This is a genomic window from Micromonospora sp. NPDC049047, from assembly GCF_040649135.1.
GTDB lineage: Bacteria > Actinomycetota > Actinomycetes > Mycobacteriales > Micromonosporaceae > Micromonospora.
The window spans coordinates 115202-129361 of record NZ_JBEZEY010000006.1 but is presented as its reverse complement, the minus strand read 5'-3'; the positions used below and the strand labels follow the sequence as shown (position 1 = coordinate 129361).

The following is a 14160-nucleotide window of genomic DNA, read 5'->3' as shown; positions in this document are numbered from 1 at the left end:
CATGGTCGGGCGCCTCAGTTGGCGAAGGGCTGGGCGGACAGCAGGGTCTGGGTCCAGCCGGAGTCGTCGACGGTGCCCTGCCCGATGAGGTCGCTGCCGTCGCGGTCGTACGGATCCTGATCGAGGTAGCGGTGCAGCGCACCGTTGCTCGTGCGGCCGTAGTAGATGCCGGCGCCGGGCGAGACCAGGTGGGTCATGCCCTGCCAGGTGCTGTCCTTCAGCTCACCCGAGGACCAGGAACCCGCACCATTGATCTTGTACGACAGGAGCCGCCCATCCGCCGTCGTACCCAGGATCCAGTCCTGACCCGTCGTGGTCATCGTCTTGAGCACGAACCCACCACCGATCCTCGTACCATTGACGATGTTGTCGCCGGTCGGCTTCGTCGACGTCACGTCATAACGCAGCAACTCCCCAACGGAATTGATGCCGTACAGACTGCCGTGCCCGTCGTAGCTGAGCTGGGTGTGCGTCCACCCACCAACCTTGATCCTCGACGGCTTCTCGAACGCCACACCCGTCTTGTTCGTAATGATGTTGACCCGGTGCAGATCACCAGCGGTCGACGTCACCAACAGCGTGTTGTAATTCAACGTCGCCAACGCTTTCGGCGTGAAACCCAGAGGCTCCTCCGACAGCACCGTCTTCAACCGGCGGCCCGTACCCGACTCGATCTCCGAGTACGTCAACCTGCCATCGGCCAGCACCCCGTACACCGACACGGCGGGCGGGGTCCAGAGCGCGTCGACGATGATCTGCCCGTCCGAGGCCTGCCCCTGGTACCTGTCCGGATAGGCCGAGACCTGCACCCGCTGGCAGACCTCGCCGATCGGCTCGCTCGCCCAGGAGTTGTTCGGATAAAGGCTGATCATCTTGTTCAGGAAGGCATTGGTCGCCCACGTCGGGTCCAGCCGCTGCGACTCGGACCCCCAGGAGTCCTGCTGCTGGAACAGGCCGAGACTGGTGTGGTCGACCTTTTCCGCCACGTTCTGGATGGTCGACTCGACGATGGTGGTGGTGACGGCGATGACCGCGGCGCGCTCGGCCAACCCCCGCGCCTGTACCGCCTGCACCACCTTGCGGGCACAGGACACCCGGTAGGCGGTCATGTAGCCGTCCATAGTGCCGCTGAGCCGGCTGTTGAGGCTGGTGGCCAGCGAGGCGTCCGCGCTGCTCGGTCCGCTCGTGGAGCAGGGAGCCGTCGCGTACGCCGCAGTCATCGACGCGGCCGGGAACTCGTCGCCAACGGCCGGCGCGGGCGAGGCCGCCGCGGCGGATTGGGCGGCAGGAGCGACGCCGACGGCCAGCGCCAGCACGGCACACAGTCCGCCGAGAATTGTTCGTTTCATGCAGATCCCCCAGATCGTCGATTGTTCGCACTGGGGAAGAGCATGATGTCGGTCGTTGTCTCGGCGCTGTTGTCAAGCTGTCCGTACCGCTCCCGCACAACCCCGGCCAGCAGGTCGACCGATCAGCGCCTGACGAGCCTGGTGTGCCAGGTCACCGCCGCCGGGTCGGTGAGCGAGGCGACCTGGTCGATCACCACCCGCAGTCGGGCGGTGTCGTCCGGGGCCGCCCGCCACAGCGGGGCGAAGATCGGATCGAGCCCGTCCGGCGCGCGCCGGAGCAGCGCGGCCACCAACTCGGCAAGCATCGTCCGCTGCCGTTCGTAGCGGCCCCGGAAACCCGACCGCCGCATCACGTACCGCAGGGCGATGCCCTTGAGCAGCGCGCACTGGGCTCGGACCAGCCTCGGCACCACCAGGTCGGCGTCGTAGCGGCGGTGCGGGCCGGGACCGGAGCGCTCCTCCGTCGCGGCCACCGCCGCCGCCACGAACCGGCCGGTCAGCCCGCTTGTGGTCGCCTTCAACGCGACCTGGGCGCGGTGGCTGCCGTCGTAGTCGGCGAGCGGCGCGAGCAGCGGGTCGGCGAGCAGGTCCACAAGCACCTCGGCCAGGTCGGCCGCGGACTCACCGGAGTAGGCGGCGGCCACGTCGGCGCAGAGCGCCGCCCGCTCGTCGGCGTCCGCGAGCAGCGGGCCCAACGTGACGTACCCGCCGTGGATGCCGTCCTCCACATCGTGCACCGAGTACGCGACGTCGTCGGCCCAGTCCATCACCTGCGCCTCCAGACAGCGCCGGTCGCCGGGCGCCCCGGCCCGGATCCAACCGAAGACCGGCGCGTCGTCCGCGTACACCCCGAACTTGCGCTGCCCGGGGCGGCGCGGCCACGGGTACTTGCCGATCGCGTCGAGCGACGCGCGGGTCAGGTTGAGGCCCGCCGGCGAGCCGTCCGGGGCGAGCACCTTCGCCTCCAGCCGGGTCAGCACCCGCAATGTCTGCGCGTTGCCCTCGAAGCCACCGCAGGGCGTGGCCAACAGGTCCAGCGCGGACTCGCCATTGTGCCCGAACGGCGGATGCCCCAGGTCGTGAGCGAGCCCGGCGACGTCGACCACGTCCGGGTCGCAGCCCAACCGGGCACCCATCTCCCGGGCGATCTGCGCCACCTCGAGCGAGTGCGTCAGCCGGGTACGCAGGAAGTCGTCAGTCCCGGCGGTGTGCACCTGGGTCTTGGTGGCCAGCCGCCGGAACGCCGCCGAGTGCAGCACCCGGGCACGGTCGCGCTCGTACGGTGAGCGGCGGTGCCCGGTGTCCTTGGGCGCCTCCTCAACCAGCCGCGCATCCGGCTCACTCTTCACGCAGCCGCCGCTGTTCGCGACTGCGGGGCTCGCAAAACCGGCTCACTCCTCGCGCTCACGCAGGACGCAGAACTCGTTGCCCTCCGGGTCGGCGAGCACCGTCCAGTCGACGTCGCCCTGGCCGATGTCGACGTGCCGGGCGCCCATGTCGACGAGCCGCTCGACCTCGGCCTCCCGGTCGGCGGGCCGCAGGTCGAGGTGCAGCCGGTTCTTGCGTTCCTTGCCCTCGGTCACCGGACCGAAGAACAGGGCGGGAGACCGATCCGCGGACTGGCGGATCTCCACGCCGCCCGGCTTCTCGGTGACGATCTGATAGCCGAGCGCCTCGGCCCACCAGCGGGCCAGCCGTGCCGGATCACGGGCATCGACGGTGAGGCTCTCCCAGACGCTTGTCATTCAGTCACCTTTCCCGTTCGACGGCCTACACAATCAGCCGTTTGCGAGCGAGCCAAGGCTACGCCCGTCACGGCCTGTCGACGTGCCCCCGACGCGTCGGCGAATCGTCCACAACCGCCGATCGGCCTGGAGTTGTGAACCGATCGCCCTGGGTTACGGGCTCGCGGGCGGCGGTGGCCACCGGTAGCGTTCCCAGCGCGGAACGTGACGAGCCGACCGACACGCAGATCCCGACCGGTAAGGGAGCAGCTCGTGGACGCAGACACCGTCCTGGGTACGGAGCTACGCGGACTGCGTCGACGCCGACCGGAGGTCGCCGGGACGGTGCTGGCCGGCACCGACGGGTTGCTCATCTCCAGCGACCTGCCCAGCACCGACGCCACCCACCTCGCCGCGCTGGCCGCCGCCAGTTTCGGGCTCGGCCACCGGGTGGCCGACACCGTCCGGCGGGGCGAGTTCCGGGAGTCGGTCGTCTGCACCACTGCCGGCTGCGTGGTGACCTACCCGGCCGGGCGCACCGCCCTGCTGACCCTGGTCACCGCGTCGGCGGTGGAGGATCTGGAGCCCCTGCACGAGGAGGCGCGGGCGGTGGCGCGGCGGACCGGCTCGGTGGTGGACACGCGCACCACCGGTGGCGGCGGTGCCTCCGCGGTTCCGGACGGGCACGCGCCGCTCGCCGTGCGTACCCCGATGGCGACCCTGCCCACCCAGTTGCGCCGCGCGACGCGACCGACCTGGCGGCGCCCACCGATCTGATCGTCGGTGCCGGCGGCGGCCGGGTCGCCCGGTCCGCCGCCGGCCCCCGTCAGCGGCTGTCCGAACCCTGGGTCTGCACCGCCGCCCGGCCGGCCTCCAGCCGGGCCACCGGCACCCGGAACGGCGAGCAGGACACGTAGTCCAGGCCGACCTCGTGGAAGAAGTGCACCGAGTCCGGGTCGCCACCGTGCTCGCCGCAGATCCCGAGCTTCAACCCGGGGCGGGCGCCCCGGCCCTCCTCGGCGGCGATCCGCACCAGCCGGCCGACGCCGTCCCGGTCGATCGACTCGAACGGCGAGATGCCGAAGATGCCCAGCTCCAGGTAGCGCCAGAAGAACGCTCCCTCGACGTCGTCCCGGGAGAAACCCCAGGCCATCTGGGTCAGGTCGTTGGTGCCAAAGGAGAAGAACTGCGCCGCCTCGGCGATCTGGCCGGCGGTCAGCGCGGCGCGGGGCACCTCGATCATCGTGCCGATCAGCACCTCGACGCCGCTGTCCCCGACCACCTCGGCGATGATCTTCTCGGCCTCGGCGCGAACCGTCTCCAGCTCCTGCACGGCACCGACAAGCGGCACCATGATCTCCGGGCGGGCGGTGCCGCCCGCGCGGGTGACCGCGACCGCCGCCTCGGCGATGGCCCGGACCTGCATCGCGAACAGGCCCGGGATGACCAGGCCGAGGCGGACGCCGCGCAGCCCGAGCATCGGGTTCTCCTCGTGCATCCGCCGCACCGCGGCGAGCAACGCCTCCTCCTTGGCGACGTCCTCGCCGCGCTCCTGGGCGACCGCGACGTTCACCGCGAGCTGCTCAAGCGGCGGCAGGAACTCGTGCAGCGGCGGGTCGATCAGCCGGACGGTGACCGGCAGGCCGTCCATCTCGCGGAAGATCTCCTCGAAGTCGGCCCGTTGCAACGGCAGCAGCGCGGCCAGCGCCTCGTCCCGCTCCCCCTCGGCGCGGGCCAGGATCAGGCGCTCGACCAGCTCCCGCCGGTCGCCGAGGAACATGTGCTCGGTGCGACACAGCCCGATGCCCTCCGCGCCGAAGCGCCGGGCCCGGGCCGCGTCCGCGCCGGTGTCGGCGTTCGTGCGGACCGCCAGCCGCCGCTTCCCGTCGGCGTGCGTCATGATCCGGTGTACGGCCCGGACCAGCGCGTTGTCGATGTGCTCGGGGTCGAGGCTGCCCTCGAAGTACTGCACCACCTCCGACGGCATGACCGGGACCTCACCCAGGTACACCTTGCCCGTGGTGCCGTCGATGGACACGACGTCGCCCTCGTTGACGGTCTGCCCGGCCACTGTGAACCGCTTCGCCGGAACGTTCACCTCGATCGCGTCGGCACCGGAGACGCAGGTCTTGCCCATGCCCCGGGCGACCACCGCGGCGTGGCTGGTCTTGCCGCCCCGCGAGGTGAGGATGCCCTTCGCGGCGATCATGCCGTTCAGGTCGTCGGGGTTGGTCTCCCGGCGGACCAGGATCACCGACTTTCCCTCGGCGGCCAGCTCGACGGCCCGCGCGGAGGTGAAGACCACGGTGCCGGACGCCGCGCCGGGAGAGGCGCCGATGCCCGTGGCGACCGCCTCGAACTCATGATCGAGCTGGAAGCGGGGGAACATCAGCTGTGCGAGCTGCGCGCCGTTCACCCGGTGCAACGCCTCGTCCAGGTCGATCAGGCCCTCGTCGACGAGTTGCCCGGCGATGACGAACGCGGCGGCTGCGGTGCGCTTGCCGACCCGGGTCTGCAACATCCACAGCTTGCCGCGCTCGATGGTGAACTCGATGTCGCAGAGGTCCTTGTAGTGTTCCTCCAGCCGGGCCATGATGCCGAGCAACTCGTCGTAGGAGGACTTGTCGAGCTGCTCCAGCTCCTGCAGGGGCACCGTGTTGCGGATGCCGGCGACGACGTCCTCGCCCTGCGCGTTGGCCAGGTAGTCGCCGTAGATGCCCTGCGCACCGCTGCCCGGGTCACGGGTGAACGCGACGCCGGTGCCGGAGTCCGGGCCGAGGTTGCCGAAGACCATCGTCACCACGTTGACAGCGGTGCCGAGGTCGGCCGGGATGCGCTCCTGGCGGCGGTAGAGCACCGCGCGCTCGGCGTTCCACGACTCGAAGACCGCCCGGATGGCGAGGTCGAGCTGTTCACGCGGCTGCTGCGGGAACTCCCGACCGGTGTGCTTCACGAAGATCTTCTTGTACGCGTCGACGAGCCCGCGCAGGTCGTCGGCGTCCAGATCCAGGTCGTTGGCGGTGCCCTTGGCGTGTTTGGCCTCGTCGAGGGCGTGCTCGAACTCCTCGCCGGGTACCTCGCAGACGGTCTTGCCGAACATCTGGATGAGCCGCCGGTAGGAGTCCCAGGCGAACCTGTCGTTGCCTCCGGCCTGCGCGGAGAGGCCGACCACGCTCTGGTCGTTGAGGCCCACGTTGAGGACTGTCTCCATCATGCCGGGCATGGAGAACTTCGCGCCGGAGCGGACGGACACCAGCAGGGGGTCCTGCGGGTCGCCGAGGCGTTTGCCCATCGCGCGCTCCAAGGACTCCAGGTGCGCCTCGATCTGCCCGGCGAGTCCGTCCGGCTCCCGTCCCGTGGCGAGGTACGCCTGGCAGGCCTCGGTGGTGATGGTGAAGCCGGGGGGAACGGGCAGGCCGAGATTGGTCATCTCGGCGAGGTTCGCGCCCTTGCCGCCGAGGAGGTCCTTGAGATCCTTGTTGCCTTCGGAGAAGTCGTAGACGTACTTGTGATCGACGGGTTCTTGCGCTGCCACCAAAGCCTCCACACACGCGCCGGATGGACACTTAACGAAGGTTCAGTTTTTTCCTACCCCGGGACGGACCACCGGTAATCCCGGAGTCGACGCCGATCGGTGGGCGAAGGCTAAGCGACCATCAGGTGACCTGGGACCGTTCGGTGACAATTGGCACAGCCATCACGACTATCCGTGTTCGTACCGTTTTCTGGGAACGCTTCCATGCGCACCATCACGCATCCCGGCCGAGCGTCGTACGCTTGACGCCACGTCAGCCGGTGAACCTCACTTTTGCCATAACCGACGCGAATACACCCCCCGGAGTCGCCGCCGTGTCGACCACCCCCTCCCCCCTCCCCACCGCCACCCCCGCCGCCAGCCCGGTGTCGTTGCCGGCGGTGGAACCCGACGCGGCCACGCTGGCCCGCGCGGCCGAGCGGGCCGCGCGCGAGGCGCTCGCCCCACCGGCCCCGCACCGGTTGGCCGACGTGGTGCCCGCCCCCCGGCAGGTCCAGCCGGACCCGACCGGAGATTGGACACTGCCCGCCGAAGCGGTCATCGTGGCCAGCGCGGACCCGGCCGCGCTGGCTGTCGCCGAACAGCTCGCCGAACTGCTGCGCCCGGCCACCGGCTACCCGCTGCCGGTCACCGACGCCGCCGCCCCGGCACCGGCCGACGGCATCGCGCTGGTGCTGGACCAGACCGCCGCCGCCCTCGGCCCGGAGGGCTACCGGCTCGACATCACCACCACCGGGGTACGCGTCACCGCCGGCACCGCCACCGGGCTCTTCCACGGCGTGCAGACACTGCGTCAACTGCTACCGGCGGCGATCGAGAGCCCGGTCCCGGTCACCGAACGGTGGACGCTTCCCGGCGGGACCATCACCGATGCACCCCGGTTCCCGTACCGGGGCGTGATGCTCGACGTGGCACGACACTTCTTCGCCGTCGAGGACGTGCTGCGCGTCGTCGACCACCTGGCCCGCTACAAGATCAACCACCTGCATCTGCACCTCACCGACGACCAGGGCTGGCGGATCGCCGTGGACTCCTGGCCGGCACTGAGCGCCGTCGGCGGGGCCACCGAGGTCGGCGGCGGCCCGGGCGGGCACTACACGAAGGCCGACTACCGCCGGATCGTCTCCTACGCGGCCGACCGGCACGTCACGGTCGTACCGGAGATCGATCTGCCCGGGCACACGAACGCGGCGCTCGTCGCGTACCCGGAGCTGGCCCCCGACAAGGTCGCGCCGCCGCCGTACACCGGCACCGAGGTCGGTTTCAGCTACGTCGACCCGACCGACGAGCGGACGTACGACTTCGTGAGCGACGTGCTGCGTGAGGTCGCCGCGCTCACTCCCGGGCCATGGCTGCACATCGGCGGCGACGAGGCGTTCAAGGTCAAGGGCGAGGTCTACACCGGTTTCGTCGAGCGGGTGCAGCGCATCGTCGCCGACCTCGGCAAGACCGTCGTCGGATGGCACCAGCTCGCGCCCGCCGGCCACGTCGACGGACGGGTCCTGCAGTGGTGGGGCACGGGCGATGGTGCGGACCAGGTGACGGCCGACGCGGTACGTCGTGGCGCGCGGCTCATCGTCTCCCCCGGCAACCGCGCCTACCTGGACATGAAGTACGCGCCGGACACCCCGATCGGGCTCGACTGGGCGGGGCTTGTCGACGTGCGCACCGCGTACGACTGGGATCCCGGCGCCCACGTCGCCGACGTTCCCGACACCGCCGTACTCGGCGTGGAGGCCCCCCTCTGGACCGAGACGGTCACCTCGCTCGCCGAGATCGAGTTCATGCTGCTGCCCCGCCTGCCCGCCATCGCCGAACTCGGCTGGTCACCACGCGCGACCCACGACTGGTCCGGGTTCCGCGACCGGCTGGCCGGACACGGCCCACGCTGGGCCACCGCCGGGATCGCCTTCCACCGCGCGCCCGAGATTCCCTGGCCGGTTGCACCGACCATCCCCGGCCAGCGCCCCGCGACGCCCTGACCTCAGCCTCGGTGCGCCCGTGAGCGCGGTCGGGTCCGGCACGCGAAGCCCGCCGGGACGGCACTGAGCGCTCGGCCGGGGCCAAATCCGCCAGCGAGGTCGGGCACCAGACTGCCCCCGAACGGGCCCGGGCCCGTTCGGGGCAGGCGCTTCGGCACGTCCCGATCGCCGCCGCCCCGGGCCGCCTACCTCTGCGCGCACGTCCTTTGGAGCTGATGCCGCAGACGAATCAGTGGAGCGCCGTCGCACGATCCGACGCCACGCACACCCGCACCACAGGGGGCCTTCCCGGTCCGGCTCGCGTGGTAGAACCGCCGGATGGATCAACGGACCGACCCGCTGACCGGGCTCGACGATGTCCCGTGGGAGTCCCTGCACCACGCGTACGGGCCGGCCGTCGACGTACCGGACCAGTTGCGGGCACTGCGCTCGGCGGAGGTGCCGGTCCGACGTGGTGCGTTGTCCGAGCTGTTCGGCAACGTCTACCACCAGGGCTCGCGGTGGGGGGCGAGCTGTCAGGTGGTGCCGTTTCTGGTGGCGCTCGCCGACGACCAGGACACGCCGGAGAGGGCGGCGGTGGTCGACCTGCTCCGTTCGGTGGTGCTCGGCGACCGGCGCGACGACGAGCTGCCCTTCGATCCGCAGCGGGCCTTCACCGCCGCCGAGGGGGTCACCGACGAGCAGGCGGCGCTCGTGGAACGGCATCTGGAGACCGAAGACCTGTTCGACCACGAGGAGGCCGCGGAGCTGGCCGACAGCGTGGTGGTCCGCTGGGAGGCCGACGCCTTCCATGCCGGAGCCCGATACACCGACAGGTACGTCCGCTGGCTCACCGATCCAGACCGGCAGGTGGCCGGATACGCCGCAGAACTACTCGCCTGGTTCGCCCTCGACGAGGCCGCGTTGGCCGGGCTCATCGCGATCCCGGACGATGACGCCCGCGCCGCCGTCCGCGCCAGCGCCAATCTGGCCCTCGGCCACTGTCGGGGCGGGTCGGAACGGATCGACGCACGCCTCCGCGAGCTGTTGTCCGCGAATACCGCTGTCGTCCGGGTCACGGCGGCGGTCGGGCTGACGTACCGGCTCGGCGACCTGCTGCCCGACCTGGCCCTCGACGTCCTCACCGACGCCCGTTACTCGGACTTCGACGCCGCCGTACCCGGCTGGGACCGGTCCGTGCGCGGGTTCGTGGCGCTCGCGTTGCACCGAGTCGGCCTCGGCTGACGTGACGACAAACGGGGTTCAGGAAGGGGCGCGTTCCGGGGCGACGGTCGTCCGATCCGGACGTCCGACTGCCGCAAGCATTCACCCCACGGCCGATGCTGTTGCGAGCACCGCCGCGGCACCCTACGCGGCCACCGTGAGACCGCCGCGGCACCCTACGAGGCACCGTGAGACCGCGGTGACACCGCCGACTGGCGGTGATCCGTCCACGACATCAGCTCCAAAGGACGCGAACCAGAGAGCCCGACCTCCACGACGGCACGGCCACGAGCGCCGCCACGAGGAGATGATTCGTTTACAGCATCAGCTCCAAAGCGCGCCAACCAGAGAGCCCGACCGCTCGCGCCACGCCGGCCGGGGCGGGCCACGGCGGGGACCGGAGCACAGCCGCAGCGGGGGGCGAGGCCGCGCGCAGCGTGGCAGGCGCGGTCCGGCGTCAGCCGCCGGAGTCGTCCATCTCGGCGCCCTCGGGGACTGTGTCGTCGTCCCGGCTGGCCAACCAGCCGTCCGGCAGGGCGACCTTGCCCGGCGAGTTGGTGCGCCCGCGCGGCTGGCCCAGCGCGGTCACCGGGAACGGTTCGGTCGGGTCGAGCTTGCCGAGCAGGTCGTCGAGCTGGGCCAGGCTCTCGATCATCGCCAGCGAGCGGCGCAGTTCGCCGCCGACCGGGAAACCCTTCAGGTACCACGCGACGTGCTTGCGGAAGTCGGTACAGCCGTCCCGTTCGCCCCGGGCCGGATTGCGGGCACCCGCCACGAACTGGTCGACGAGCAGCTCGGCGTGCCGCCGCATGGTCACCGCCACCTCGCCCAGGGTCGGCATCCGCCGCTCCGGCCGACCGTTGAAGGCGGCCTCCAGGTCGGCGAAGAGCCAGGGGCGGCCCAGGCAGCCGCGACCGACGACCACGCCGTCCACGCCGGTGTGCGCGATCATCCGCAGCGCGTCGTCGGCCTCCCAGATGTCACCGTTGCCGAGCACCGGCACGTCGAGGGCCTGCTTCAGGGTGGCGATCGCGTCCCAGTCGGCGGTGCCCGAGTAACGCTGCGAGGCCGTGCGCCCGTGCAGGGCCACCGCTGCCACGCCGGCCTCCTGGGCGGCGAGCCCGGCTTCGACGTACGTCAGGTGGTCGTCGTCGATGCCCTTGCGCATCTTGACAGTGACCGGCACCCCGGATGGTGCGGCGGCGTCCACCGCGGCCCGCACCAGTCGGGCGAAGAGCCGGCGCCGCCACGGCAGCGCCGCGCCGCCGCCACGCCTGGTGACCTTGGGGACCGGGCAGCCGAAGTTGAGGTCGATGTGATCGGCCAGGTTGCGCTCGACGACGATCCGCACGGCGGCGGCGGTGATCTCCGGGTCGGTGCCGTAGAGCTGGAGGCTGCGCGGCTTCTCGTCGTCACCGAAGGCGATCATGCGCAGCGTCTTCGGGTTCCGCTCGACAAGTGCCCGGGTGGTGATCATCTCGCAGACGTAGATCCCGCCGCCCTGTTCACGGCAGAGCCGCCGGAAACCGACGTTCGTGATGCCGGCCATCGGCGCGAGCACCACCGGCGGCCACACCTGGTACGGCCCGAGAGTCAACGGCCGCAGCACGGGCATGGTCGAGGCAGTCACCGCACAAGTGTACGGGGCCCCGACCGGCGCTCATCGCGTCGGCCGAGGCCCCGTGCGCAGCGTCTCAGCAGCCGGGGAGGCGCTCGATCAGGTAGCGCTCGACCTGGTCCAGGGAGACCCGCTCCTGGGCCATGGTGTCCCGGTTGCGGACCGTCACGGCGTTGTCGTCCAGGGTGTCGAAGTCGACTGTCACGCAGAACGGGGTGCCGATCTCGTCCTGCCGGCGGTAGCGGCGGCCGATCGCCTGCGAGTCGTCGAACTCCACCACCCAACGCTTACGCAGCAGCGTGGCGAGGTCCTTCGCCTTGGGCGACAGCGCCTCGTTGCGGGACAGCGGCAGCACCGCCACCTTGACCGGGGCGAGCCGCGGGTCGAACCGCATGACGGTGCGCTTGTCCACGCCGCCCTTGGTGTTCGGCGCCTCGTCCTCGTCGTACGCCTCCAGCAGGAAGGCGAGCACCGCGCGGGTCAGACCGGCGGCCGGCTCGATGACGTACGGCATCCAGCGCTCACTCTTGGTCTGGTCGAAGTACGACAGGTCGACGCCGGAGTGCTTGCTGTGGGTGGAGAGGTCGAAGTCGGTGCGGTTGGCCACACCCTCCAGCTCGGCGAACTCGGTGCCGCCGAACTGGAAGCGGTACTCGATGTCGACGGTCCGCTTCGAGTAGTGCGACAGCTTCTCCTTGGGGTGCTCGTACAGGCGCAGGTTGTCCGCCGACAGGCCGAGATCGAGGTACCAGTTCCAACGCTCCTGGAGCCAGTACTCGTGCCACTGCTCGTCGGTGCCCGGCTCGACGAAGAACTCCATCTCCATCTGCTCGAACTCGCGGGTCCGGAAGATGAAGTTGCCCGGGGTGATCTCGTTGCGGAACGACTTGCCAGTCTGCGCGATGCCGAACGGCGGCTTCTTGCGGGCGACAGTCTCCACGTTCTTGTAGTTGACGAAGATGCCCTGCGCGGTCTCCGGGCGCAGGTAGTGCAGCCCCTCGTCGCTCTCCACCGGGCCCAGGTAGGTCTTCATCAGGCCGTTGAACATCTTCGGCTCGGTGAAGGTGCCCTTGTTGCCGCAGTTGGGGCAGTTCAGCTCGGCGAGGGAGGTGAGCGGCTTGCCGTGCTTCTCGGCGTACGCCTCCTCCAGGTGGTCGGCCCGGAACCGCTTGTGGCAGAACTGGCACTCGGTGAGCGGGTCGACGAACTCGGCGATGTGGCCGGACGCCTCCCACACCTTGCGGGCCAGGATCACCGCGGAGTCGAGGCCGACGACGTCGTCACGCTGCTGGACCATGGTCTTCCACCACTGCCGGCGGACGTTCTCCTTGAGCTCCACGCCGAGCGGACCGTAGTCCCACGCCGATCGGGTGCCCCCGTAGATCTCGCTGGAGGGGAAGACGAAGCCTCGACGCTTGGCGAGGCTGACGACGGCGTCGATACGGTCGGCTGGCATGTTTCCTCCTACGCCGGCTGGCGGTCGGCGGGGGCAGATGTGGATGGATCGGTCGGTTCGGGACCACGGTACGACCACCGCGGCCCTGAGCCCAGCAGAATACCGGGGGCGGGTCAGTTGACCCCGCAGACCTCCACGCCGCCGGTCTGACCGTCCCGACCCAGGCTCACCTGCTGCTGTTCCCGATCGCCACCGGAGAGCGTCACGTCCACCGGCACTGTCAGGTTGATGGTGTCGACCTCACCGAGCCGGAACCCGGTGACCTGCGGCTCGGCGGCGGCTCGCCGTTCGAACTCGGGCCGGGACTCGCGCCGCTGCGCGTCGTCGCAGAGCTGCTCGTACGCCCGCCCGTAGTCCCGCTCGACAAGCGCCTGGTAGTAGTCGCCGGTCACGGTGCGGGCCTGTTCCCCGATGGCCTGCACGCCGGTGACGGCCAGGCCGATGACGGCGCTGCCGCCCCCGCCACAGCAGAGCACCACGGCGAGCGCGCCGATGCCGAGGCCGATCCAGAGCCGGGTCCGGCGACCCTCGGTGGGGGGCGCGGCGAACGGCGGAGCCACGCCGGGACCGGGTGGCGGGGCGGGTGCGGTCATAGGAGCAGCGTAGTGTCCGGCGGCTCAGCGGTAAGGACCCGCAGCCCGATCACTCTCGGCGATGACCACGGCCCCGCCGGGGGCGGCGGTGGCCAGCGCCTCGTAGGCGGAGGGTTCGTCGACCGACTCGGCGAGCAGCGGCACGGCGCTGACCTTGACCTCGAAGGCTCCGAGTGCCCGACGGTAGGTGCCGACCGACTCCCATTCGGTGACGAGTGACCAGTACCGGGGGTCGTCGAGCGCCCGGACCAGTTGACCGCGTAGGTAGCCGGGGCAGGCGGCCAGTGCGGTGAGGGCGGCGTGCGCCCGTTCGGTGAAGTCGTCGGCGACATCGACGTCGACCACGAACCGGTTGGTCACCAGCAACGGGGGTGCCTCCTCGTAGAGTCTGTGGGATGCAGCGTACGCAGCGCCCTCTGTTGGCCCGGTTGGCCGGGGCCAACCCGACGTCGGTGTTCCTGCTCACCCTGGTGGTGGTGCTTGTGGCGTTCTTCACGCCCGGGGTGATCGGTGGGCTGCTGACGCTCGCGCTCGCCGCCGCCCTGATCGCCCTGTTGGCGACGACCTGGGCGGTTCAGGCGCCGCAGACCCGGCTGATTCGGCTGGTGATGCTCACCCTGCTGGTGACGGTGGGCCTCGCGAAGCTGCTCTGACATGCAATCATGCGTTGTTGACAATCATTATCGTTGCCACGGACAGT

At 70.6% G+C, this 14160-nt stretch carries 12 protein-coding genes; 4 read left to right on the top strand and 8 right to left on the bottom strand.

Annotated elements, in window-relative coordinates; genetic code table 11:
• Positions 1–14 precede the first annotated feature (14 nt).
• The 3 genes from AB0B86_RS12205 to AB0B86_RS12195 all read right to left on the bottom strand — a co-directional run bounded on the left by AB0B86_RS12205 (position 15) and on the right by AB0B86_RS12195 (position 3094).
• Positions 15–1349 (bottom strand): tachylectin-related carbohydrate-binding protein, encoded by a 1335-nt coding sequence (locus AB0B86_RS12205; RefSeq protein WP_357417757.1) that lies wholly within the window; start codon positions 1347–1349, stop codon positions 15–17.
• A gap of 122 nt (positions 1350–1471) precedes the next feature.
• Positions 1472–2698, bottom strand: coding sequence for a deoxyguanosinetriphosphate triphosphohydrolase (locus AB0B86_RS12200; protein WP_357417755.1), 1227 nt, complete (start codon positions 2696–2698; stop codon positions 1472–1474).
• Positions 2699–2740: 42 nt separating this feature from the next.
• Positions 2741–3094: a VOC family protein gene (locus AB0B86_RS12195; protein ID WP_357410663.1), complete on the bottom strand. Its 354-nt coding sequence runs from the start codon at positions 3092–3094 to the stop codon at positions 2741–2743.
• A gap of 252 nt (positions 3095–3346) precedes the next feature.
• On the opposite strand from AB0B86_RS12195, the gene AB0B86_RS12190 reads away from it, so the two are divergent.
• Positions 3347–3850, top strand: a complete 504-nt coding sequence (locus AB0B86_RS12190) for a roadblock/LC7 domain-containing protein (protein ID WP_357410661.1) — start codon at positions 3347–3349, stop codon at positions 3848–3850.
• Between the two features lie 49 nt (positions 3851–3899).
• Here the strand turns inward: AB0B86_RS12190 and ppdK are convergent, their stop codons facing one another.
• A complete protein-coding gene (ppdK, locus tag AB0B86_RS12185; RefSeq protein WP_357410659.1) occupies positions 3900–6608 on the bottom strand; it encodes a pyruvate, phosphate dikinase in 2709 nt (902 codons plus the stop codon).
• Between the two features lie 314 nt (positions 6609–6922).
• Here ppdK and AB0B86_RS12180 point away from each other — a divergent pair, with 314 nt between their 5' ends.
• Both AB0B86_RS12180 and AB0B86_RS12175 read left to right on the top strand, forming a co-directional pair.
• Positions 6923–8590 carry a beta-N-acetylhexosaminidase gene (locus AB0B86_RS12180; protein ID WP_357417752.1) on the top strand — a complete coding sequence of 556 codons (1668 nt, stop codon included), beginning with the start codon at positions 6923–6925 and terminating at the stop codon, positions 8588–8590.
• 318 nt (positions 8591–8908) lie between these two features.
• Positions 8909–9814: a hypothetical protein gene (locus AB0B86_RS12175; RefSeq protein ID WP_357410654.1), complete on the top strand. Its 906-nt coding sequence runs from the start codon at positions 8909–8911 to the stop codon at positions 9812–9814.
• 436 nt (positions 9815–10250) lie between these two features.
• Here AB0B86_RS12175 and dusB read toward each other — a convergent pair whose 3' ends face one another.
• The 4 genes from dusB to AB0B86_RS12155 form a co-directional block, all read right to left on the bottom strand.
• Complete coding sequence (gene dusB, locus AB0B86_RS12170; RefSeq protein ID WP_357417933.1) at positions 10251–11408, bottom strand: tRNA dihydrouridine synthase DusB; 1158 nt, start codon at positions 11406–11408, stop codon at positions 10251–10253.
• Between the two features lie 79 nt (positions 11409–11487).
• Positions 11488–12867 carry a glycine--tRNA ligase gene (locus tag AB0B86_RS12165; protein WP_357410652.1) on the bottom strand — a complete coding sequence of 460 codons (1380 nt, stop codon included), beginning with the start codon at positions 12865–12867 and terminating at the stop codon, positions 11488–11490.
• 113 nt (positions 12868–12980) lie between these two features.
• Complete coding sequence (locus AB0B86_RS12160) at positions 12981–13460, bottom strand: hypothetical protein (protein WP_357410649.1); 480 nt, start codon at positions 13458–13460, stop codon at positions 12981–12983.
• Between the two features lie 24 nt (positions 13461–13484).
• The gene (locus AB0B86_RS12155) at positions 13485–13826 is read right to left on the bottom strand and encodes an antibiotic biosynthesis monooxygenase (protein ID WP_357410647.1); all 342 of its coding nucleotides are present in this window, start codon (positions 13824–13826) and stop codon (positions 13485–13487) included.
• Positions 13827–13855: 29 nt separating this feature from the next.
• On the opposite strand from AB0B86_RS12155, the gene AB0B86_RS12150 reads away from it, so the two are divergent.
• Positions 13856–14113 carry a hypothetical protein gene (locus tag AB0B86_RS12150; protein WP_357410645.1) on the top strand — a complete coding sequence of 86 codons (258 nt, stop codon included), beginning with the start codon at positions 13856–13858 and terminating at the stop codon, positions 14111–14113.
• Positions 14114–14160 lie beyond the last annotated feature (47 nt).

Coding starts and splice junctions, on each gene's coding strand:
- AB0B86_RS12205 (WP_357417757.1), bottom strand. CDS start 1,349: ATGAAACGAACAATTCTCGGCGGACTGTGTGCCGTGCTGGCGCTGGCC.
- AB0B86_RS12195 (WP_357410663.1), bottom strand. CDS start 3,094: ATGACAAGCGTCTGGGAGAGCCTCACCGTCGATGCCCGTGATCCGGCA.
- AB0B86_RS12175 (WP_357410654.1), top strand. CDS start 8,909: ATGGATCAACGGACCGACCCGCTGACCGGGCTCGACGATGTCCCGTGG.
- dusB (WP_357417933.1), bottom strand. CDS start 11,408: ATGCCCGTGCTGCGGCCGTTGACTCTCGGGCCGTACCAGGTGTGGCCG.
- AB0B86_RS12165 (WP_357410652.1), bottom strand. CDS start 12,867: ATGCCAGCCGACCGTATCGACGCCGTCGTCAGCCTCGCCAAGCGTCGA.
- AB0B86_RS12160 (WP_357410649.1), bottom strand. CDS start 13,460: ATGACCGCACCCGCCCCGCCACCCGGTCCCGGCGTGGCTCCGCCGTTC.
- AB0B86_RS12150 (WP_357410645.1), top strand. CDS start 13,856: ATGCAGCGTACGCAGCGCCCTCTGTTGGCCCGGTTGGCCGGGGCCAAC.